The organism is Rhodococcoides fascians A44A (assembly GCF_000760735.1).
GTDB classification, from domain to species: Bacteria; Actinomycetota; Actinomycetes; order Mycobacteriales; family Mycobacteriaceae; genus Rhodococcoides; species Rhodococcoides fascians_E.
On record NZ_JMEX01000008.1, the window covers coordinates 2757619 to 2778668 of the forward strand.

Annotated in this window: 16 protein-coding genes; 9 read left to right on the plus strand and 7 right to left on the minus strand. The window is 64.1% G+C overall.

Annotation, left to right across the window (positions count from 1 at the left end; translation table 11 throughout):
* Positions 1-2695, plus strand: a 2695-nt coding sequence (locus BH95_RS25050) for an amino acid adenylation domain-containing protein (RefSeq protein WP_157773173.1), incomplete at its 5' end; no start/stop codon positions are given.
* Positions 2692-2940, plus strand: a complete 249-nt coding sequence (locus BH95_RS25055; protein ID WP_019667398.1) for a phosphopantetheine-binding protein — start codon at positions 2692-2694, stop codon at positions 2938-2940. The genes BH95_RS25050 and BH95_RS25055, both read left to right, overlap by 4 nt.
* 63 nt (positions 2941-3003) lie before the next feature.
* Here BH95_RS25055 and BH95_RS25060 read toward each other — a convergent pair whose 3' ends face one another.
* Genes BH95_RS25060 through BH95_RS25075 form a run of 4 tightly spaced genes read right to left on the minus strand, consistent with a single transcriptional unit; the run spans position 3004 to position 9043 of the window.
* Entirely contained in the window at positions 3004-4614 is a 1611-nt protein-coding gene (locus BH95_RS25060; RefSeq protein WP_037184776.1) for a (2,3-dihydroxybenzoyl)adenylate synthase, read from the minus strand.
* Positions 4615-4663: 49 nt separating this feature from the next.
* On the minus strand, positions 4664-5485 hold the full coding sequence (locus tag BH95_RS25065) for a sugar phosphate isomerase/epimerase family protein (protein ID WP_037184778.1): 822 nt from the start codon (positions 5483-5485) through the stop codon (positions 4664-4666).
* Between the two features lie 58 nt (positions 5486-5543).
* Positions 5544-7313 carry an ABC transporter ATP-binding protein gene (locus BH95_RS25070; protein ID WP_244165132.1) on the minus strand — a complete coding sequence of 590 codons (1770 nt, stop codon included), beginning with the start codon at positions 7311-7313 and terminating at the stop codon, positions 5544-5546.
* Entirely contained in the window at positions 7310-9043 is a 1734-nt protein-coding gene (locus BH95_RS25075) for an ABC transporter transmembrane domain-containing protein (protein WP_019667394.1), read from the minus strand. Before BH95_RS25075 ends, BH95_RS25070 begins: the two co-directional genes overlap by 4 nt.
* 170 nt (positions 9044-9213) lie before the next feature.
* Between BH95_RS25075 and BH95_RS25080 the strand changes: the two genes are divergently transcribed.
* The 4 genes from BH95_RS25080 to BH95_RS25095 all read left to right on the plus strand — a co-directional run bounded on the left by BH95_RS25080 (position 9214) and on the right by BH95_RS25095 (position 12787).
* Positions 9214-10014: a siderophore-interacting protein gene (locus BH95_RS25080; protein ID WP_037184783.1), complete on the plus strand. Its 801-nt coding sequence runs from the start codon at positions 9214-9216 to the stop codon at positions 10012-10014.
* On the plus strand, positions 10011-10895 hold the full coding sequence (locus tag BH95_RS25085; protein WP_037145130.1) for a siderophore-interacting protein: 885 nt from the start codon (positions 10011-10013) through the stop codon (positions 10893-10895). Before BH95_RS25080 ends, BH95_RS25085 begins: the two co-directional genes overlap by 4 nt.
* A gap of 51 nt (positions 10896-10946) precedes the next feature.
* Positions 10947-11693, plus strand: a complete 747-nt coding sequence (locus tag BH95_RS25090; RefSeq protein WP_033190660.1) for an ABC transporter permease — start codon at positions 10947-10949, stop codon at positions 11691-11693.
* Between the two features lie 83 nt (positions 11694-11776).
* A complete protein-coding gene (locus BH95_RS25095) occupies positions 11777-12787 on the plus strand; it encodes an ABC transporter substrate-binding protein (RefSeq protein ID WP_037184786.1) in 1011 nt (336 codons plus the stop codon).
* Positions 12788-12791: 4 nt separating this feature from the next.
* On the opposite strand, the gene BH95_RS25100 is transcribed toward BH95_RS25095, so the two are convergent.
* Positions 12792-14219, minus strand: a complete 1428-nt coding sequence (locus BH95_RS25100) for an MDR family MFS transporter (RefSeq protein WP_037184788.1) — start codon at positions 14217-14219, stop codon at positions 12792-12794.
* A gap of 63 nt (positions 14220-14282) precedes the next feature.
* On the opposite strand from BH95_RS25100, the gene BH95_RS25105 reads away from it, so the two are divergent.
* Entirely contained in the window at positions 14283-15167 is an 885-nt protein-coding gene (locus BH95_RS25105) for a phosphoribosylaminoimidazolesuccinocarboxamide synthase (RefSeq protein ID WP_037184791.1), read from the plus strand.
* The gene (locus tag BH95_RS25110; RefSeq protein WP_019667387.1) at positions 15164-17290 is read left to right on the plus strand and encodes a S9 family peptidase; all 2127 of its coding nucleotides are present in this window, start codon (positions 15164-15166) and stop codon (positions 17288-17290) included. Before BH95_RS25105 ends, BH95_RS25110 begins: the two co-directional genes overlap by 4 nt.
* Before the next feature lie 3 nt (positions 17291-17293).
* On the opposite strand, the gene BH95_RS25115 is transcribed toward BH95_RS25110, so the two are convergent.
* Positions 17294-17974 (minus strand): response regulator, encoded by a 681-nt coding sequence (locus BH95_RS25115; protein WP_019667386.1) that lies wholly within the window; start codon positions 17972-17974, stop codon positions 17294-17296.
* Positions 17971-19458 (minus strand): sensor histidine kinase, encoded by a 1488-nt coding sequence (locus tag BH95_RS25120; RefSeq protein WP_230621146.1) that lies wholly within the window; start codon positions 19456-19458, stop codon positions 17971-17973. The genes BH95_RS25115 and BH95_RS25120 overlap by 4 nt, the downstream gene beginning before the upstream one ends.
* Before the next feature lie 193 nt (positions 19459-19651).
* On the opposite strand from BH95_RS25120, the gene BH95_RS25125 reads away from it, so the two are divergent.
* Complete coding sequence (locus BH95_RS25125; RefSeq protein WP_019667384.1) at positions 19652-21034, plus strand: C4-dicarboxylate transporter DctA; 1383 nt, start codon at positions 19652-19654, stop codon at positions 21032-21034.
* Positions 21035-21050: the final 16 nt, after the last annotated feature.

The following is a 21050-nucleotide window of genomic DNA, read 5'->3' on the forward strand; positions in this document are numbered from 1 at the left end:
ATTCCAACGCGTCCTGAAAACCCTTGCCGCCACACCAGACACACGACTGGCAGCGCTCGATACCCTGCCCGCAGCCGATTCGGACCAGATCTCCACACTCTCGGCGGGTCCGGTTGTGTCGGTGGCGGATTCGACGGTCGATGCGGTGATTCAGCAGCGAGCGAGTGTGTCTGCTGACGCGCTTGCCGTCATCGACGACACCGGAACGCACTGGTCGTACGCCGATTTCGATGCCCGCGTCAACGCATTGGCACACGTTCTGATCGAACGTGGGGTTCAGGTCGGCGACCGGGTCGCCGTCATCCTCCCGCGCAGCATCGAGCTGGTGACCGCCCTGCACGCCGTCATCCGCGCCGGCGCAGCGTATGTCCCCATCGACCCCGAGTATCCGGACGAGCGGATCGGGCACATCCTCGACGACGCGTCACCCACAGTGGTGCTCGACGGTGATTTCCTCGATACTCCGGCGGTCTCGGCACGTCTGACACGCGGCAAGCGTGTGGCACCGGTGTTGGCGCGGGCCCTCACCCCCGCGGATATCGCCTACGTCATCTTCACCTCCGGCACCACCGGACGCCCCAAAGGCGTCATGATCTCCCACCAGGCGATCATCAACCGCCTCACCTGGATGGCCGAGGACTACGGACTCGGCCCCGGTGATCGGATCCTGCAGAAAACCCCCGCCGTCTTCGACGTCTCGGTCTGGGAATTCTTCCTCCCCGCCGTCGTCGGCGCCACCCTCGTCGTCGCGAAAGACGGAGGCCACAAAGACCCGTCCTATCTCGCCGAGGTCATCGACCGCCGTCAGGTCACCGTCCTGCACTTCGTGCCCGCCATGCTCGCGGCGTTCCTCGGAGCGACTCCTGACCCGGACCGGTTGGCGTCGGTGCGGCGGGTGTTCTTCTCCGGCGAAGCCCTCCCCGCCGCGAACGCCGCCGACGCCGACCGACTCTTCACCGGCGCCGACCTGCACAACCTCTACGGCCCCACCGAAGCCGCCGTCGACGTCACCGCAGCACCCATCCACGCAGACGCGCTCGCTGATGTGGTGACCGTGCCCATCGGAACACCGGTCGCCAACACAACCACCCACGTCCTCGACACCTGGCTGCGCCCGGTACCCGTCGGGGTGACAGGTGAGCTGTATCTCGGTGGTGTCCAACTCGCCGACGGCTACATCGGCCGCACGGATCTGACGGCGTCCCGGTTCGTCGCTACCGGATCCGGGCAGCGTCTGTATCGCACCGGTGATCTCGTGCGCTGGAACCACGCCGGTGAACTCGACTACCTCGGCCGCTCCGACGACCAAGTCAAGATCCGCGGCTTCCGCATCGAACTCGACGAGATCCGCGTCGTCCTGCAGCAGCACCCTGCCGTCTCGACCGCGGTCGTCATCGCTGCTGACCACCCCGGCGGCAATGACAAATACCTTGCCGCCTATTACGTCGGCACCGACGTCGATCCCGACGAACTACACACACACCTCACCGACCGGCTACCGGACTACATGATCCCCACGGTGTTCATTCCCATCACCACCGTCCCGGTCACCCCCAACGGCAAACTCGACCGCCGCGCACTACCCACACCCGACCTCACCGGAGCACTCACCGGCGGACAGGAACTCGAGACCGATGCGGAGAAAGCACTCGGGCGGCTGTTCCGCGAGGTGTTGGGACTCGCGGACGACATCACGCTCGCCGCAGACGACCACTTCTTCCGTCTCGGCGGGCACTCGTTGCTCGCTGTCCGGTTGGTCGCTCGGGCGAACGAGGAGATCGGTACGTCGTTGCTCCTGAACGACGTGCTCCGGAACCCGACCGTCGCAGGTTTGGCTGCTGCAGCGCAGGATCGCGCCGCGAGTACGGTCACCCCGACCGACGTGGCCGACGCGATACTCGCCCCGCTGTTGCCATCCTCGTCCGGTCGCTTTCTGTTCTGTGCGCACACGATGTACGGCGGCGATGCTGCTGCGTACGACGTGTTGGCCGACTACGTGCCGGACGGACTGGGGATCGTGGGGTTGCAGGACCCGGCACACGGCGGTGTCGACATCGAATTCGACACGCTCGCCGAACTGGCGGTCGTCTACGCGAATGCGGTGCAACGTGTGCAGTCGACCGGGCCGTACGACCTGCTCGGCTGGTCCTACGGCGGACACATCATGTTCGCCGTGGCACAGGAGCTTCGCTCGAGAGGAGAGGAGATCCATTCCTTGACGATCCTCGACACCTATCCGACCAGCGCCCCCGAGACGCCCGAGACGCCTGCGCCCGACGTGTCGTTCGTCGACGACCGGGATGCCCAGTTGGAGTACCTGGAAAGCAGACGCGAGGACTTGCTGGTCATTCTCGGCGACGAGGGAAGCCGCGCGTTGTTTGCGAACCAGACGCTCGTCAAAGCCTTTGCGGTGTCCGGTAACCGATGTGAACAACTCATGGCTCAACCGACCAGCGGCCGACTCGACTGCGGCTCGCTCGTCGTGTTGGCCGGGGAAACCATCGACAACTCCGAGGCGGAGGGGCTCACCGCTGGACGGGGCGCCTGGCGTGTCCATCTCCCGCGGGCCGTGATCACTGTGGCCGACGGCGAAAACCACACGTCGGTGATCCTCACCGCGCGCGGACGAGCCCACTGGGGTGCGCAGCTCACCCGACTACTGGAACCAGGCGACGAAGGAGCCGAACAGCGATGACACTGAGCAGCGAACAGGTACAGGAAGATGTGGCGAACGTGCTGTACGTGGAGGTCGACGAGCTCGACCACGAATTGGATTTGCGCGAGCAGGGAATGGATTCCGTGCGCGTGATGCAACTCGTCGAGCAGTGGCGCAGCGCAGGGGTGGAGAAGGTGGACTACATCGTGTTGGCAGAGGATCCACGGCTGGAACGCTGGCTTGCGGTTCTGGAGGACCTGCAGCAGTCTGCGCAGAAAACGTAGGGACGCGAGAGTGTGGGGCCGGGAAAGGATCCGGCCCCACACTCGTCGACACGCGAAGCGGTTCTACTTTCTCTTGCTGATTTTTCCGACGGCGGTGCGCTCGAACTCGGTGACCAATTCGACGACGTCAGGAAGCTTGTACGTCGCGAGCCCCTTGGCCTTCAGGAACTGCCGAACCTTGGTCAGCGACAACGATTTCGGATCCACACCCTCGCGTGGGAGCAGGAATGCTTTGACACGCTCACCGAGGACGGCGTCGGGAATGCCCTGGACGGAGGCCTCGTGGATCGACTCGTGCGCCAGCAGCAGGTCTTCCACCTCTGCGGGTGCGACTTTCTCCCCGCCACGGTTGATCTGATCCTTCGAGCGTCCGGTGACCGTCAGGTATCCGTCGGCGCCCTGGACGACAATGTCACCCGTGCGGTAGAAGCCGTCCTCGGTGAACACGTTCTGGTGCTGAGGGGCGTTGTAGTAACCGCGGATGGTCGACGGTCCACGGGTCAGAAGGTCACCGGCGGTGCCTCTGTCGACATTCTGGCCATGAGAGTCGACGACGCGGATTTCGTCGTAGTCGGTGGTCGGGCGCCCCTGGCGAGTGGTGATGATGTCCTCGTCCGCATCGAGTCGTGTGAAGGTGTGCAGGCCCTCGGCCATACCGAAGGACTGCTGGACCGTCGCCCCGAGTTCGGGCCGAACTCGTCGCGCCGAGTCGGGGCTGAACTTCGCCCCGCCGACCTGGATGACGGCGAGCGTGGACAGGTCGTATCGCTCTTTCAGTGACGAGTTCAACCACGCCAGCGCGAGCGGGGGAACCAGCGCGACGATGGTCACACCATGCTCGTCGATGAGGGGGAAGCTCACGTCCGGACTCCCGTTGGGCGCCATGACGACTGTGCCGCCGGCAGCGAGAGTGGACAGGTAACCGGGGGAGCGCATCGCGAAGCTGTGCGACATCGGTAGCACGACGAGTTGCACTGTGTCCGAGGTGATATCGGTCATCGCGGCTGCCGCCCGCACGGAGGCGAGGTACGTCTCGTGGGTGTGCGGGACAAGCTTGGGGCGATCGGTCGTGCCTCCCGACAATGCCAGGAAAGCGACGTCCGACGGGAGCGATCGTCGACGATGTTCCAGTGTGCCCTGTGCAAGAAGCGGTTCAAGTCCATCGGCGTCGACGATGATCGTGTGTTCGAGTGTGGACGACGTCGACTTCAGCTCGGCTGCGAGGGCTGCGAGATCGTTCCCGTCGTGCGCGGCGGTGGCGATGTACCCGCGGGCACCGGATTCTTCGACGATGTAACCGATTTCGTGCAGGCGCAACGCGATCGGGGTGAGGACGGGTACTGCGCCGATCTCGTAGAGTGCGAACACCAGCGCCACATAGTCGGGAATGTTCGGGAGGTGGACCACGACGCGGTCGCCGCGCCGGATTCCGAGACGCTCGAACCCGGCCGCGAGCGTCAGAATCCGCTCGCCCAGGTGGCCGTACGTAATCCGGGTGTCACCGAAGATCAGTGCAGTCTCCTCCGAGTGCTGCTCGATCGAGCTGAACAGAAACTCCGTGAACGTCTGGTCCACCCAGATGCCCTCATCCCGGTAGCGCTGCGCGAACTCCGGTGGATAGGGGACGACTCCGTCCAGGACGAGGGGTGCGAGGTCGTGAGTGGACGCGGTCATCTATCCCTTCCTATGTGAGCGGAAATGTAGGTCAGGCCTACATTTCCGCTCACGTTGTGGTGTATTGCAGACGAGAAATCAAGGCGTCGAGCGATTCTGCCCCGTGTGCCGCGACGTCGGCTGCGGGGCGTTCGCGGTATCCGGGGTTGAAGATTTCCAGTGAAAGCGGACCGGTGTATCCGGCTTCGATCACGCCGGCAACGGGGGCGAGTACGTCGAACTCGCCTTCTCCGGGGAAGCAGCGGTGATTTCGGCTCCACTGGATCAGCTCGAGATCCATCCACGGGGCGTCGGCGACCTGAAGAAAGCCGATACCGCGGGGGTCGAGGGCGTGGATCTGTTCGATTCCGTCTCCCACCGCATAGAGGTGGAAGGTGTCGACGACGAGTGACAACGACGGGTGGTCGGCGCGCCTCAGTGCATCTTCGACGTCGGCGATGCGGTTGATGTGGGTGCCCCAGGCCAGCGCTTCGAACATGACGGTGGCGCCATGTTCTGCTGCGGCCTCGCCGAGTGCGTGCAATTGCGAGGCGGAGAGGTCTCGGTCGTCGATGGCGTCGTCGTCGGTGTTGGAGACGACGAGGATTGCATCTCCGCCGAGCGCCTCCATGATGTCGCTTTCGCGGTGGAAACGTTGGAGTACGTCGGCGAATTCGGTTTCGGTGACACCTTCGGCGCGCCTGAACGGTTGGTAGAGGTCGACGGTCAATCCGAGGTCGTCGCATCGCCGACGGATGTCTGCGGTGCTCGATGATGCAGCCGTCAGGTCGGCGTCGAGAATTTCGACGCCGTCGAAGCCTGCCGCGGCGATGCAGTCGAGTTTGTCCTCGAGCGTTCCGCCGAGTGACACGGTGGCGATGCAGGTCTTCACGGGTGCTCCTCGGCGTAGGTCCGGCGAGGCTGACATTGATAGCCTAACCTAGCTCAGCTTAACCTAGCCTTACCTCGGAATGGGGTTGTATGTCGGCGCTGTACACGGCCCACAGTTCGGCGTAGCGGCCCGCGTCATCGAGTAGCTCGTCGTGGGTGCCTTCCTCGACGATGGACCCCCGCTCGAGGACGACGATACGGTCGCACGCACGCGCCTGCGAGAGTCGGTGCGCGATGACGATCGCCGACCGGCCATGTAGTGCCTTCGCTGTGGCCTCGTCGAGCAGAGCCGAGTTGCGCGAATCTGCTTCTGCCGTGGCCTCGTCCAGAATCGCCACCGCGGGGTCGTGCAGGACCAGCCTGGCCAGCGCGAGCAGCTGAACGTCCGCCGCGGTGATGCGGTGACCTTCCTCGCCGAGTTCGGTGTCGAGGCCACCGGGGAGCGAGCTGAGAAGGACATCCCCGCCGACGAGTGACAGTGCGTGCGTAAGTGACTCGTCCGAAGCATCCGGCGCGGCGAACGCCAGATTCTCGCGCAGTGTTGCCGAGAAGACTCGTCCCTCTTGGTTCAGGTACGCGATCCGCGATCGGTGTACCGATGCCTCGATGGTTCCGCCGCCCGGCTCGCGCACGCCGGCGATCAGACGGGCGAGCGTTGTCTTGCCCGAACCGCTCGTGCCGACGATCGCGAGGTGCTCCCCGGCGTGGAGCGTCAGATCGACGCCGTTCAGCACGGGGTGCTCCGGCAGATAGGAGAAGGATGCATCACGAACCGAGACGACGGGGCCGGTTCGCCTCACGGTCGAGTCCGGCGCGGCGGCCGGGGCGGCGTAGTTCTTCGTGACACCCACGACCCGAGCGAGAGATGCTGCGGCGGACTGCAAGTCGTCCATCACGAACATCAGCATCGAGATCGGTCCGGTGACCTGCAGGAACAACAGCGAGGCGGCGGTGATCGAACCCAGTGACGTGCCGTACCGCGCAGCCAGAACGAAACCACATCCGACGATCAGGAGCAGGCAGACCGCCTCGGCGAGGTTGATGCGGCTGAAGAAACGGTTCTGCATGATTCGAGCGCGCACCTCCCACCGTGCCACATCCCATGTTGCGCTCTGGATGTCGTTGATACGTGCATCGCCTACCTGAAATGCGGTAACGGTTGGAAGCGCCGTGAGTGTGGTGAGTACGCGTTCGCCGCGGGTGCTGTCTGCCGAGCGCAGTGCGCCGTACACCGGCGGCACCGCGGGGAGGTACCACCTCAATGCCCGTACGTACAACGGCGCGGCAAGCAAGAACGCGATGCCGAAGCGCCAGTCGATGGCCGCTGCCCCGATGACGGTCAGCACGATCGTGAAGATCGCTGCTGACAGCGTCGGCAGAATTGCTGGGAGTTCGTCGGACACGTTCCGCGTGTCGGATGCGGCACGAGTCACGATGTCTCCGACACCCACTCGTTCCACCTCGGTCTCCGTCAGATCCAGTGTCGCCGCCATGAACTTCTCGCGCAGGTCCGCGACCATCGTGTCGATGACGCGTCCGAGCGCCACCATGCCGAAGAACTCGACGACGCCGCCGATGAGGGCAGCGGCCACCAGTGCAGTCAACTGCCACCAGAACACCGCTGGAATTCCCGACGCTTCACTGGCGGTGACTGTGTCGACGATCCACCCGATGGTCAGTGGAAGGACGAGCGTCGTGGCTGCCGAGATCAGCAGAAGTAGGAGGATGCCCGCGATCCTCAGCTTCTTGCCCTCGGCGAGTTCTGTTATCTCGTTACGCATCTCGCGCCAGTCGGCGACCGGCAGACGCTGCATTTCGGTATCGCTCACGAATGTTCTCCTGCGATGCTGTGCGTGGACACTGCGTGAAAGGCGGGCGAGGACGTGATGACGATCGTGGTCAATCCTTCTCGCGCAGAACGTACCCTGGTGGCGATGTCGTGCTCGGTGGCCGAGTCCACGGAATTCGTGGGATCGTGCAGAACGAGTACCGGCGGACGGCGATGCAGTGCGCGGGCGAGTGCGACGCGTTGGCGTTGGCCACCGGACAGGGTTCTGCCGCCGTCGCCGATATCGGTGTCGTAGCCGTCGCGAAGTTCGTGCTCCAGGCCGTCGCAGCGGGCTGCCTGCAGCGCGCCGCGGGCGCTGGTGTGCTCGTCCGACCCCGGAACTGCCTCCGCGGACGCCACGTTGGCAAACAACGTCGGTTCGAGGAGGTCCGGCTGATGGGGTGAGACGAGTATTCGGCGGCGGACCTCGGCCGGGTCATGTTCTCGCAAGGGACGTCCGTCGAGTGTGATGCCCGGGGTCTTGTCTTGCTCGCCGCGCGAGGTCAAGGTCATCGCGGCGACGAGCCCGTCGGCATCGATCGCGGACGGGTCGATCACGAGAAACTCGCCGGGCGTGACGAGAATCGGGTCGGTCATCTGGGGCGAGTGGATCCGAAGCGTCGGGGACTCCGGGATCGGAGCGGTTCCGAGCGCCTCCGGATCGGGGCCGATGTGCAGTTGATCGAGAACACGCTTGGCCGACGCCAACACCATCGCACCCAACGTTGCGGCGTCCTCGATGAGACTTCTCAGCGGATCGAGAAGCACCTGGGCCATGGCGGCAGCGGCGATAAGGCCGCCGATCGTGATGGAGCCGTTGAACGTGAGCATTGCAGCGATGACGGTCACCACGCCCGCGAACAGACCGGTCAGCGCATTGTTGATGCCGATGACCGCGCCCTCTGCCCTGTTGGCCGCGAGTGTGCCGCGCAGGGCCGATCGGGACACACCTCGATAATGGTCAGTGGCGGCGCGCTGAGCGTGGATGCCCGTGATCACTCGGTAGCCGGACACCAGATCGGCGGCGATGCCTGCCGCGTCCGCGACGGCATCTTGTTCTTCCTCTGCGCGTCTCTGCAGTGGACGCGCGACAACCGCCATGAGCGCCAACAGCAATGGCGACCCGAGTATGACGGTCAAGCCTAGAACCGGGTGGATGGCGAAGAGCGACACAGCCGCGACGACGATTGCGACGATATGGCCGAGTGGATACACCGCGAAATAGATTGCGCTGCTGGCCCGGTCGCTGTCGGAGGTTGCCACCGACAGCAGCCGCCCTGGCAGCTGCGGTCCGCCTGCGGTTCCGCGTGCGTCGAGGATGCGCTCGATCACTCGCGACGACAGCTCGTACTTCGCACGCTGTACAGCGAACCAACCGATGCGCCCGCCGAAGCGATACGTCAAGTTCATGACCACATAGAGGCCTGCGATGACGGCAAGCCACTGCAGGAACCCACCGACGGCCTCACCGGCAGGGGTGCCCGTGGTGACCGGCCCGATGCCGCGGTCGATGGCTGCACCCAATGCCAGCGGAACGAGCGTCGTCGCGGTGTTGTACAGCACCAGGAGCAGGCACCCGAGTGCCGCATGCCAGCCTGCCGATCGGATGATCGACGCCGAGAGGCGTAGCGGCGACATGCCGTCGCGGATTCTGATTCGACGCTGCGGCGGCGTGTCCGGAATGTCGAAGAAAACGGGGATGTGCTTGGGCGGATTCCAGGCGGATGTCATACGTCGGCAGGCTCGTGTTCCAGTGGGAGGGGATGGACGGTGGGGTTCCGGTGCTGCGAGCGGACGCGTCGACGGGGTTGGCCGTAGGGGTTCGACGAATCACAGGGGGTGCGCCCGACTAGTTCTATAGGTTAGCCTAACTTCGAATGTTAATCGATCAGGAGCCTGTAGTGCCTACGCCCGCCCGACGCCAGCCTTATCCCATCAAGATCCGTGCGGCAGAGGTCGTCCGGACCGAGATGATCACCGACACGATGATCCGCGTGACGTTCGGTGGAGCCGGGGCCGATGGATTTGTCAGTCAGGTCGCCGACGAGCACGTCAAGCTCATCTTCCCCGACGTCGACACCGGTGAGCTGCGGCTACCGGTGCCCGACGGCGACCATCTCGATTGGCCGGAGCCCTTCCCGACCACCCGTGAGTACACAGTCCGGAAGTACCGTCCCGAGGAGCGGGAGATCGATATCGATTTCGTCGTGCACCGACATGGGCTGGCATCGGGGTGGGCGATCGCGGCAAGGCCGGGTGACACCCTTCATGTCGCGGGACCTCCCGGCGGGGTGATCATCGATCCGGGATACGACCATTTCGTCATCGTCGGCGACGAGACCGCGCTGCCTGCGATCGCTCGCTGGGTGGAGGAGATGCCGCGTGACACCCGCGGAGACGTGTACATCGAAGTGCACACCGAATCGAGCATTCAGAAGCTGGACCCGCCGGGTGGAATCGACGTCCACTGGATTGTGACGCCGCACGGTGAGGCGTCGGGGCTCGAGACGGCAGTACGATCGACGAAGATTCCGGACGGCGCTTCGGTGTTCGTCTGGCTCGCCGGCGAGGCCGGGGACATACGTCCGCTGCGGTCCTGGATCCGGAAGGATCTGGGTTTGGGCAAGGGGGACAGCTCGATCACGGGATATTGGCGCCGAGGTGTCTCCGATACCCACGAACATCTGGACGAGGAAGAATGAGCAAGGGTTTCTACTACGCCGAAGTTGTTGCCGTCGAGCAGATCACCAAGCACATGGTGCGGGTGACGTTCGGTGGTGAGGACGTTGCCGACTACGTGAGCATCGGGGCCCCCGACGAATGCGTGACGTTGTTCTTCGCGCGTGAGGGTGAGGATCGTCCGCCTGCGATGACCGAGGTCGACGGCGAATGGTGGTTCCACGGCATCGAGGATGCGCCCGAGGGCCGCAACTACACCGTCCGTCGGTTCGATGCCGACTCCGGGCACCTTGTCATCGATTTCGTCGCGCACGAAGGCGGTGTTGCTGCCACCTGGGCGCTGAACGCGACGGTCGGCCAGGTTTTGCTGTGGACGCGGCCACGTTCCTGGTACAACATCCCGGCTACGGCGCAGTGGCAGTTGCTCGTCGCAGACATGACGGGTCTGCCTGCGCTCGGACGCATCATCGAGGAATTGCCGAGTGGCGCAAAAGCTCACGCGATCGTCGAGGTGCTCGAGCGCAGTGACAAGCAGGAGTTCGAGACAGCCGGCGACGTGACGTACGACTGGCGATTCGGCTCCGGCAACGGTGATTCCGCGAGTGTGCTCGAAGACGCGGCACGTCAGTGGGAACTGCCCGACGGCGAGGGTTACATCTGGTTCGCCGGTGAGGCTGCGTCGTCCCGCGTCGTGCGAAAGTACTTCCGGAAGGAGCTCGGCTACCCGGTGACTCGATTCGAGATCATCGGGTACTGGCGCGCCAACTCCGAGCAGTGGCTGGAAAAATACAAGAAGTACCAGGAAGAAGCACTGGCGGTGTACAACGGCGCATTGGCCGCAGGCCGCAGTCAAGCCGAGGCCAGCGAGGAGTTCGACGCCATGCTGGAGCGCGTCGGTCTGTGAGTGGAAATGTAGGCTCCCGCCTATATTTCCACTCACGTGGATAATCTATGAGTGAGTTCTTCCCTGGTCGAGCCCGGCGTTCCCCTTGCAGTCCTGTGCGTGGTCATGGTCCTGCTGGCGGCCTTGGTGTATCGAGTTTCTGCCATCGGGCGAGTGTGGACGGTGCCGTCGGCAGCTGGCCGTGGGTTCCTGCAGTTGGCCGCGGTGTCGCTGGTCCTGGCCGCGGCGCTCGCTCATCTGTGGTCTTCGTTGCTGGTGTTGGTCGTCATGTTCGCTGCGGCTGCCTTCACGTCCATTCGTCGTTCGGAGGCCGGGAGATCCGGGCTGTGGTTGACGGTCCCACTGGCCGTGGGTATCGGCGTCGTCGTTCCATTGTGTTTGTCGACGGGAGTCGTTCCTGCCGAGGGGATTGCGATCGTGCCCGTCGGTGGCATCATTCTGGGCGGCACGATGACAGCGACGTCGCTTGCGGCTCGTCGAGCTCTGGATGCACTGTCCGAGCGGCACGGTGAAGTAGAAGCCGCGTTGAGTCTCGGCCTCACCGAACGTGATTCGCGGCTCGAAGTCGTTCGTCCCACTGCCGGGGACGCGCTGCTGCCTGGGTTGGATCAGACGCGGACGGTCGGGCTCGTGACACTGCCCGGAGCTTTCGTGGGTGTGCTGTTGGCCAGCGGTTCGGCCATCCAGGCCGGAGCCGTGCAGATACTCGTGTTGACCGGACTCTTGCTCGCTCAGACATTGGCGGTGGTCCTGACGGTCGATCTCGTCTCGCGCGGTGTGGTGCACCGCAAAAGCTGACCCACCACAACTGCGAGTGATCGATCTAGAATGCTGAGTTGGTCGAGCACTACTGATGTCTCGCGCTTTCGAAAGGATTTACGTTGTCCGGTTCACTTCTTCGGCGGCGCAGTGTGCGCGTGATCGCCGCGCTCGCCGCAGTGACGATCGGTCTCACCGCATGCAGTAGCGACAGCTCGCCCGGCGACGACACCGAGACGGGAGCCACAAGCAGCGAGACCAGGGTGATCTCGACCGACAAGGGAGACGTCACCGTGCCGGCCGATCCGCAACGCATCGCGGTGCTGTCTGCAGGACTGGCCGGATACCTCTTCACCCTCGACGCACCGATCGCCATCACCGACACGCGGCTTCTGGGCGTGACCAACCTCGACGGCGGGTTCCCACCGCAGTGGGCCGAGAAGGCGGAGGAGCAGGGCACCGAAGAACTGCCCGCAGGCGAAGCGCTGAACATCGAGGCGATCGCACAGGCAGAACCCGACCTCATCATCGGTGGCGGACAGGGAATTTCCGCCGTCCAGGCAGACGAAGCATACGACCAGCTGACCGCCATCGCGCCGACTGTTCTGATACCCGCGTCCGTCAACACGTGGCAGGGGCAGCTCGAAGCCGTTGCCGACACTGCGGGTGAGTCGGACAAGGTTGCCGGACTGCTCGAGGCATACGACGACAAGGTCGCCGAAGTAAAAGGGGCCATCACGGTGCCGGGATCGCCCGTGTCGTACCTGTTGTCGCTGAGCACCAACGAGCCCGCGTTCATCCCGCAGACTGCAACGTTGCCGGAGTTGCTGAAGAACGTCGGCCTCGAACCGGACGACGTGCTCACCAAAGCCGACAACCCCGAGCTCTACGGCTCGGGTGACTCGTTCATCATCAGCCCCGAACTCCTGGCTCCGGTGGCGAGCGCACCCGTCATCATCGTCGTTCCGGTCGCCGGTCGTAGCTTGGACGAATTGAAACAGGATCCCGCCTACGCGAGTCTGCCTGCCTTTGCGTCCGGCAACGTCTTCGAGCTGCCTGCTACGAGCTACCGACCGGATTACGACGGGGTTATCTCGACCCTGGATCAGGTGCAGACGCTGTTCGCCCAGTAGATCGTCACGGCTGAGATGTCCGTCGACTCACCTGCGGCGGAGCCGCCTTGGGCATCAACGTTGCGGCGAGGAGCATGAGTACTGCCGCACCGAAGACGCCCAGGAAGACCAGATGAATGGCGTCGGACAGCTGCTGCGGTTCCGGATCCCCGGAGACATGCGAGTTCACGATTGCACCGAAGATCGCGACGCCGACGGCGCTGCCGATGGAGCGCGCGAACATGTTGGTCGACGTCGCGACGCCACGCTCGGACCACTCGACCGACGACTGCGCGGCGATCAGCGTCGGGCTTGCAATGAGACCCATGCCGAGCCCGACGACGAAGCAGACGGCGGCGATCATCCAGATCTGCGACTGCGCGCCTATCAGGGTTGCCGATCCGGTTCCGACCAGCGCGATGGACCCGCCGGTCAACGCCGTCGCGCGGAATCCGAACCTCAGATAGAACTTGCCGGACAGCGACGCCGCGATCGGCCAGCCGAGCGTGAGGGTTGCCAGAGCGAAGCCGGCCACGATGGCACCGGTGCCGAGGACGCCTTGCACGAAGGTGGGGACGTACGACGTCAACCCCAGCACGATTGCCCCGACGATGAGGGACACCAGGCTACTGACGACGAGGACGCGCCGGGTGAACACCCAGAGCGGCAGTATCGGCTCGGGCGCGCGGGTCTGCTGCCAGGTGAACAACGCCAGTGAGACGACCCCGAGTGCAAAGATCCCCACCGACGTGCCCGACGCCCATGCCCAGGACTGTCCGCCTTCCAGCAACCCGAGAAGCAGCGCAGCCGCGCCGACGGTGAGCAGACCCGCACCGAGGTAGTCGATCGTGGGTTTCGAGCGGTCGACGGGCCCTTCGTGGAAGCGTCGGATCAGCATCCAGGCGGCCAGTGCGCACAGTGGGATGTTGACGAAGAAGATCCAGCGCCAGGACAGGAACTCGGAGAACACACCGCCGAGTGCAGGCCCCAGCACTGCCGACATGGCCCACACGCTGGCCAGGTAGCCCTGGGCTTTGGCGCGTTCCTGCAGGGTGTAGATGTCGCCCGCGATCGTGACGGACATCGGCTGCACCGCCCCCGCCCCGAGTCCCTGAACCGCACGGAAAGCGATCAACGCGGGCATCGACCACGCCAGGCCGCACAGAATCGAGCCGAGGAGGAACACTGCGATGCCCCACAGCATGACCTTCTTGCGGCCGAACAGGTCGGCAAGCTTCCCGTAGATCGGCACGGACACGGCCTGGGCCAGCAGATAGATCGAGAACAGCCACGGGAACTGACTGAAACCACCGAGATCGTCCACGATGGTCAACACGGCCGTCGCGATGATCGTGGAGTCCAGTGCGACGAGCGACGTGCTGAGCATCAGAGCGATGAGTACCGGCCCGCGCTCGGACCGGAAGCCGACGTCTGCGATCTCGTTGGTTGCCATCAGCAACCATTGTTCTCCTGTCGCCGAGACATGGCGACATCAGGCCCAGATAGGGTTGGTTTCGTGCGCCCAACACTCAGTAGCTACCAGCATCTGGCCGGCGGCAAGGTTCGCGATCTCTACATCGTCGACGACGACCACCTGCTTCTCGTCGCAAGCGACCGCATCTCCGCCTACGACCACGTCCTCGATACGCCGATCCCCGACAAGGGGCGTGTCCTGACGGCGATGAGCGTGTTCTTCTTCGAAGAGCTCGGGGGAGTCAATCACCTCGCCGGTGATCCGCTCGACGAGCGGATCCCTCAGGAACTGCTCGGACGGGCTCTTGTCGTCAAGCGCCTCGAGATGGTGCCGATCGAATGCGTCGCTCGCGGTTACCTGACCGGTTCGGGGCTCTCGGACTACCAGCGGACCGGCGCGGTGTGCGGTGTCGGCCTGCCCGACGGTCTGGTCGAATCCAGCAAGCTCGACGAGCCGATCTTCACGCCCGCGGCCAAAGCGGCTCTCGGCGAGCACGACGAGAACGTCGACTACGCCGCCGTCGTCGACAAGGTCGGGGAGGAATTGGCGTTCAAACTTCGCGAGGACACCCTCGAGATCTACGCCCGAGCTGCCAATTTCGCACTCGACCGCGGAATCATCCTCGCCGACACCAAGTTCGAATTCGGGCAGGACGCCGACGGCAACCTGGTTCTCGCCGACGAGGTGCTCACCCCGGATTCCTCGCGGTACTGGCCGGCCGACAGCTACGAGGAAGGTCGCGTCCAGCCGAGCTTCGACAAGCAGTACGTCCGCGACTGGCTGACGGGCGAATCGGGCTGGGACCGTCACGGTGACACGCCGCCGCCCGCTCTTCCCGACGACGTCGTCGCGGCGACTCGTGCACGGTACATCGAGGCTTACGAACGCATTTCAGGCCTCAACTTCGACGATTGGGTCAAGCCATGACAGTTACTCCACCGATTGCCAAGAAGGTCCCCCTCGAACGGACCCACCACGGCGACACCGTCGTCGACAACTACGAGTGGCTGCGGGACAAGGAAGATGCCGAGGTGATCGCCTACCTCGAAGCCGAGAACGCCTACACCGAGCAGCAGACCGCCGGTCTCGAGGAACTCCGCGGACAGATCTTCGACGAGATCAAGTCACGCACCCAGGAGACAGACCTGTCGGTCCCGACGCGTATGGGCGACTGGTGGTACTACTCGCGGACCATCGAAGGCAAGTCCTACGGCCTCCAATGCCGTTGCGCCGTGGATTCTCCCGACGACTGGACACCTCCCACTCTGTCCGGTGAGGTGCCGGGCGAGCAAGTCCTTCTCGATTCCAACATCGAGGCCGAGGGGCACACCTTCTTCTCCCTCGGAGCATTCTCGATCAGCCAGGACGGTAACCTCCTGGCCTACTCGACCGACACCGAGGGCGACGAGCGGTACACGTTGCGTTTCAAGGACCTGCGCACCGATGAGATGCTGCCCGACACCATCGAGAAGGTCTCCACCGGAGCGACGTGGTCGATCGACCACGGTCACGTCTTCTACCAAACCGTCGACGAATCCTGGCGTCCCGACACCGTGTGGCGGCACAAGCTCGGCACACCATCCTCCGAGGACGTCAAGGTCTTCCACGAGCCGGACGAGAGCTACTGGGTCGGATTCGGCTCCACCCGTAGCGAGAAGTACCTGATGATCTGGGTCGGCTCCAAGATCACCTCCGAATGCCTCGTCCTGGAATCCGAGAATCCGGAAGGCGAATTCCGCGTCGTACTCCCGCGCGAAACCGGTGTGGAGTACAGCGTCGAGCATGCCGTGGTGAACGGTGAGGATCGATTCCTGATCCAGCACAACGGCTCCGTCAACGGCTGGGGAACCGACGGCGAGAAGGCGGAGAACTTTCTCCTCGCCGACGCACCCGTCGACGATCCGTCGAACCAGACCATTCTGATTCCGCACCGCGACGACGTCAGGCTCGAGGACGTCGACGCGTTCGCCGACCATCTCGTACTCAACTACCGCCGAGAAGCGTTGACACGGCTGGCTATCTGGCCGATCGGACCCGAGGGGTACGGCGACTACGAGGAACTCGAGTTCGAGGAAGAACTCTTCGCCGTCGGCGCCGGCTCGAATCCCGAGTGGACGCAGCCACTTCTTCGTCTTGTCTACACCTCGTTCATCACCCCTGGGCAGGTGTACGACTACGACGTGAAATCAGGCGAGTTGCTGCTCCGTAAGGCGCAGCCCGTCCTGGGTGATTTCCGCGCCGACGACTACGTCCAGCATCGAGATTGGGCCGTCGCGGCCGACGGGACCCGCATTCCGCTGTCCATCGTGTTGCGCAAGGACGTTCCCGAAGGCCCTGCTCCGACCCTGCTGTACGGCTACGGATCGTACGAAGCATCGATGGATCCGGCGTTCTCCGTAGCCAGGCTCTCGCTACTGGACCGCGGAATCGTCTTCGTCGTCGCACACGTGCGCGGTGGCGGCGAGATGGGCCGCCACTGGTACGAGAACGGCAAGACTCTCACCAAGAAGAACACGTTCACCGATTTCGTCTCCGCTGCACAGCATCTGATCGACACGGGTCGGACGGCGCCGAAACACCTCGTCGCCGACGGTGGTAGCGCGGGCGGGCTCCTGATGGGTGCTGTCGCGAACCTGGCGCCGGAGCTGTTCAACGGCATCCTCGCGAACGTTCCGTTCGTCGATCCACTGACCTCCATTCTCGACCCGTCGCTGCCGCTCACGGTCATCGAGTGGGACGAGTGGGGCAATCCGTTGGCGGACAAGGAGGTGTACGACTACATGAAGTCGTACAGTCCCTACGAGAACGTCGAAGCCAAGGACTACCCAGCGATCCTCGCGATCACGTCCATCAACGACACCCGTGTGCTCTACGTCGAGCCCGCCAAATGGGTTGCCGCACTGCGTGCCACCAAGACCGGTGACTCCGACCTGCTGCTCAAGACCGAGATGAGCGCAGGCCACGGCGGCGTCAGTGGACGATACGAGAAGTGGAAGGAAGCCGCCTTCGAATACGCCTGGATCGTGCAGCAGACCGGCGCCCGTATGTGAGTGTCAGCGCCAGACGTACCTGACCTGCGGGCGACCGGCCTTTCCGTACTCGGTGTTCCGGGTGACCAGGCCGTCGTCGGCGAGGCGCTCGAGGTACCGCCAGGCCGTCACGCGCGAGACTCCGACGAGCTTGGCGGCCTCGGACGCGTTGAGCCCGTCGGGGGCGTCGCGGACGATTGCGGTGACGCCGTCCATCGTCTGCGGTGCAATGCCTTTCGGGGTCGAGGCGCGTTCGTCCGCGGTGCGCAGGTGGGACATCGCGCGGTCTATGTCCCGCTGGCTCGCGGCGTTCTCTCCCGCGGGAAGGGCGTCGTGGAACTCGCGGTACCGGTCCAGCTTGTCCCGAAACGCGGCGAACGTGAACGGCTTCAGTAGGTACAGAACGACACCGTGGGCCACGGCGGATCGGACCACCGAGAGGTCACGCTCCGACGTGATGGCGATGACGTCCGGGCTGGGCCGGAGGCCGCCGAGCGCTGCGGCGACGTCGATGCCGTTGGAATCGGGCAGGCCGATGTCCAGCAGCACCAGGTCGATCGGTTCGACGGCTTCGGCTGCGGCCCGCAGTGCGGCCGACCCTGTGTGCGCCAGGGCGACGACGGTGAAACCCGGAACGCGCTCGACGTAGCTGCGATGCGCCTCGGCGATCAACGGTTCGTCCTCGACTATCAACACTCGGATCACGAGGGCCTCCCCAGCGGAATGGTCGCGGTCAACACCGAACCGTAGGTGACCTCGGAGGTCAGCGATCCGCGATACCGATTGACCACCTGTGTCACCAGTGCCAGACCCAGGCCGCGCGACCCGGATTTGGTCGAGTATCCGCGGGTCAGTGCAGTTCTCAGTACGTCGGCGGGCATCCCCGGGCCGCTGTCGGACACCCGAACCATCAGCTCCGATTCCGAATCACGCACCGTCACTTCGACCCACGGCTGCTCTGCTTCCTTCGACGCATCGATTGCATTGTCTATCAAATTACCGACCAGCGTGACCAATTCCCGCGGAGTGACGATGCCGGCATGTTCGAGTGCTGTGTCCTCGGTGATCGTGAGTTCGACGCTCTGCTCGGCTGCCTGACTGACTTTGCCCAACAACAAGGCGGCCAGAGCGGGTTCACCCACGGCACTCATCAATCGGTCGATCAAGTTCTGCGACAGTTCGAGGTCCGCAGTCGCGAACTCGACAGCTTCCTGCGGCCGACCGAGTTCCACCATCGTGATGACGGTGTGCAGGCGATTCGCGGACTCGTGCGCCTGCGAACGCAGCGATTCGGCGAAGCTCCGCACCGAATCGAGTTCACCGATCACCCCTTGCAATTCCGTTCGATCGCGGATCGTGAGAACGTCGCCGAGGCGTCGACCCTCCCACATCACCGGGTCGGAGTTGACGACCAGCACGCGGGTTTCGGTCAGGTGGAGTTCGCCGCCGGACGTCATGTGCTGCAGTGATTCCGGCAGGTCCGTCCGTCGAACAGGGCCGTCGGGGAGATCGAGGAGCCGCCTGGCCTCGTCGTTGACGATTTCCGCCGTGTCCCGCTTGCCGAACACGAGCAACCCTTCGCTGATGGAGTGCAGAACGGCGTCGTGATGCTCGTACATCGAACGCAACTCGTCCGGCGCCATGCCCAACGTCTGACGACGAAGTCGTCGGCTCAGTGCCACCGAGCCGCCGGCGGCGACGATGAAGGCCGAGATCACCACCCCGACGATGAGAGGAAGCCCGGCCAGGAACTGATCGCTGATCTTGTCCCTCGTCACCCCGGCCGACACCAGGCCGACGATGGCGCCGGTGGAGTCGGTCACCGGCGTCACCGCGCGGATCGAGGGACCGAGCGACCCGACGTAGGTCTCGGTGAACGTCTCACCCTCGAGTGCGCGATCGATGTTGCCGCTGAACGGCTGACCGATCAGGTCGACGGTGGTGTGAGTGAAACGAGTTCGGTCCGGCGCCATCACGACGATGAAGTCGACGCCGGTGACCTTTCGAATTCGTTCGGTCTCCGGTTGCAGGTACGCAGTGGGGTCGTCCGAGGCGATCGCCGTCGGCGTCGACGGTTCGTTGGCGATGCTCGCCGCGACGGCGATGACCTCGCGGCGGGTCGCCTCGTCGCTGTTGGACCGCTCGTTGACGATGGTCAGGAACCCGCCGGCAAGCACGATGACGGCCATGACGATCAATTGCAGGATCAGAACTTGCCCTGCAACGCTCGTCGGACGCTTCGCCACGTTTCGTTCCTTTGTTTCGTACCCGGTTCTCGTGAACAGAATGAACGTATTCGTGACTACGGTCACGAATTCCACCAACATCGTCCTCTAGCAAGGCGTGATCCAACTCACTCCATTAGTCACAAAGGACGTACCCATGACTACCAGCATCGATGCTGAAAACCGGAATCCGGCGCCGGAACCGAAGAAGAAGCGCGACAAGACGCACTGGCTCTACATCGCGGTGATCATCGCCGTGGTCGCCGGTGTTGCCGTCGGTCTCCTGTGGAAGGACTTCGGTGTCGAGCTCGCAGTGCTCGGCACCCTGTTCGTCAGCTTGATCAAGATGATGATCAGCCCGGTCATCTTCTGCACCATCGTTCTCGGCATCGGCTCGGTCAAAGCTGCAGCCAGTGTCGGCAAGGTCGGCGGGCTCGCGCTCGCCTACTTCATCGGAATGTCGACGATCGCCCTCGGCATCGGCATGGTCGTCGGCAACTTGATCCAGCCAGGCACCGGCCTGAACATCGTGCCAGGCGGTGGTTCGGAGTACGCCGAGGACGCCGAAGGTGCAGGCGGCACGATGGACTTCATCGCCGGAATCATCCCCGAGTCGCTGTTGTCGTCCTTGACCGCAGGCTCGGTGCTGCAGACGTTGTTCGTCGCCATCCTCGTCGGCTTCGCACTCCAGGCCATGGGCAAGCAGGGCGAGGGCATCCTCAAGGGCATCGGCGCAGTGCAGAAGCTCGTGTTCCGCATCCTGACGATGATCCTGTGGCTCGCCCCGATCGGCGCTTTCGGCGCCATCGCCGGTGTGGTCGGCAAGACCGGATTCGACGCTGTCGTTCAGCTCGGCACACTGATGCTGGCGTTCTACATCACGTGCTTCATCTTCGTGTTCGGCTTCCTCGGCCTGATCCTGAAGTTCGTGTCCGGCTTCTCGATCTTCAAGCTGGCCAAGTACCTGGGGCGCGAATACCTGCTCATCGTCGCGACGAGCTCGTCCGAGTCGGCTCTGCCGCGTCTGATCGCCAAGATGGAGCATGTCGGCGTCGAGCGCACCACCGTCGGCATCGTCGTCCCGACCGGATACTCGTTCAACCTCGACGGCACCGCCATCTACCTGACCATGGCGTCGATCTTCATCGCCGACGCGATGAACATGCCGCTCTCGATCCCCGAGCAGTTCTCCTTGCTGCTCTTCATGATCATCGCGTCGAAGGGTGCTGCCGGAGTCTCCGGTGCCGGTCTGGCAACCCTCGCGGGCGGCCTGCAGAGCCACCGCCCCGAACTGCTCGACGGCGTCGGCATGATCGTCGGCATCGACCGGTTCATGTCCGAGGCCCGGGCACTCACGAACTTCTCCGGCAACGCAGTTGCAACCCTTCTCGTGGGAACCTGGACCAAGACGATCGACGCGTCACGCGTCAAGACCGTCCTCGACGGAGACCTGCCGTTCGACGAGGAGACCATGGTCGACGACCATCTCCCGGAAGACGACAAGCGCGTCGAGCTCGATAAAGCCGCAGCCAAGGCGTAAAAGACCCCGCCTGGTG

Bases quoted from the DNA above. Each gene is read 5' to 3' on its own strand.
- BH95_RS25055 (WP_019667398.1), top strand. From the start codon at position 2,692: ATGACACTGAGCAGCGAACAGGTACAGGAAGATGTGGCGAACGTGCTG.
- BH95_RS25060 (WP_037184776.1), bottom strand. From the start codon at position 4,614: ATGACCGCGTCCACTCACGACCTCGCACCCCTCGTCCTGGACGGAGTC.
- BH95_RS25075 (WP_019667394.1), bottom strand. From the start codon at position 9,043: ATGACATCCGCCTGGAATCCGCCCAAGCACATCCCCGTTTTCTTCGAC.
- BH95_RS25085 (WP_037145130.1), top strand. From the start codon at position 10,011: ATGAGCAAGGGTTTCTACTACGCCGAAGTTGTTGCCGTCGAGCAGATC.
- BH95_RS25100 (WP_037184788.1), bottom strand. From the start codon at position 14,219: ATGGCAACCAACGAGATCGCAGACGTCGGCTTCCGGTCCGAGCGCGGG.
- BH95_RS25110 (WP_019667387.1), top strand. From the start codon at position 15,164: ATGACAGTTACTCCACCGATTGCCAAGAAGGTCCCCCTCGAACGGACC.
- BH95_RS25120 (WP_230621146.1), bottom strand. From the start codon at position 19,458: ATGGCCGTCATCGTGCTTGCCGGCGGGTTCCTGACCATCGTCAACGAG.
- BH95_RS25125 (WP_019667384.1), top strand. From the start codon at position 19,652: ATGACTACCAGCATCGATGCTGAAAACCGGAATCCGGCGCCGGAACCG.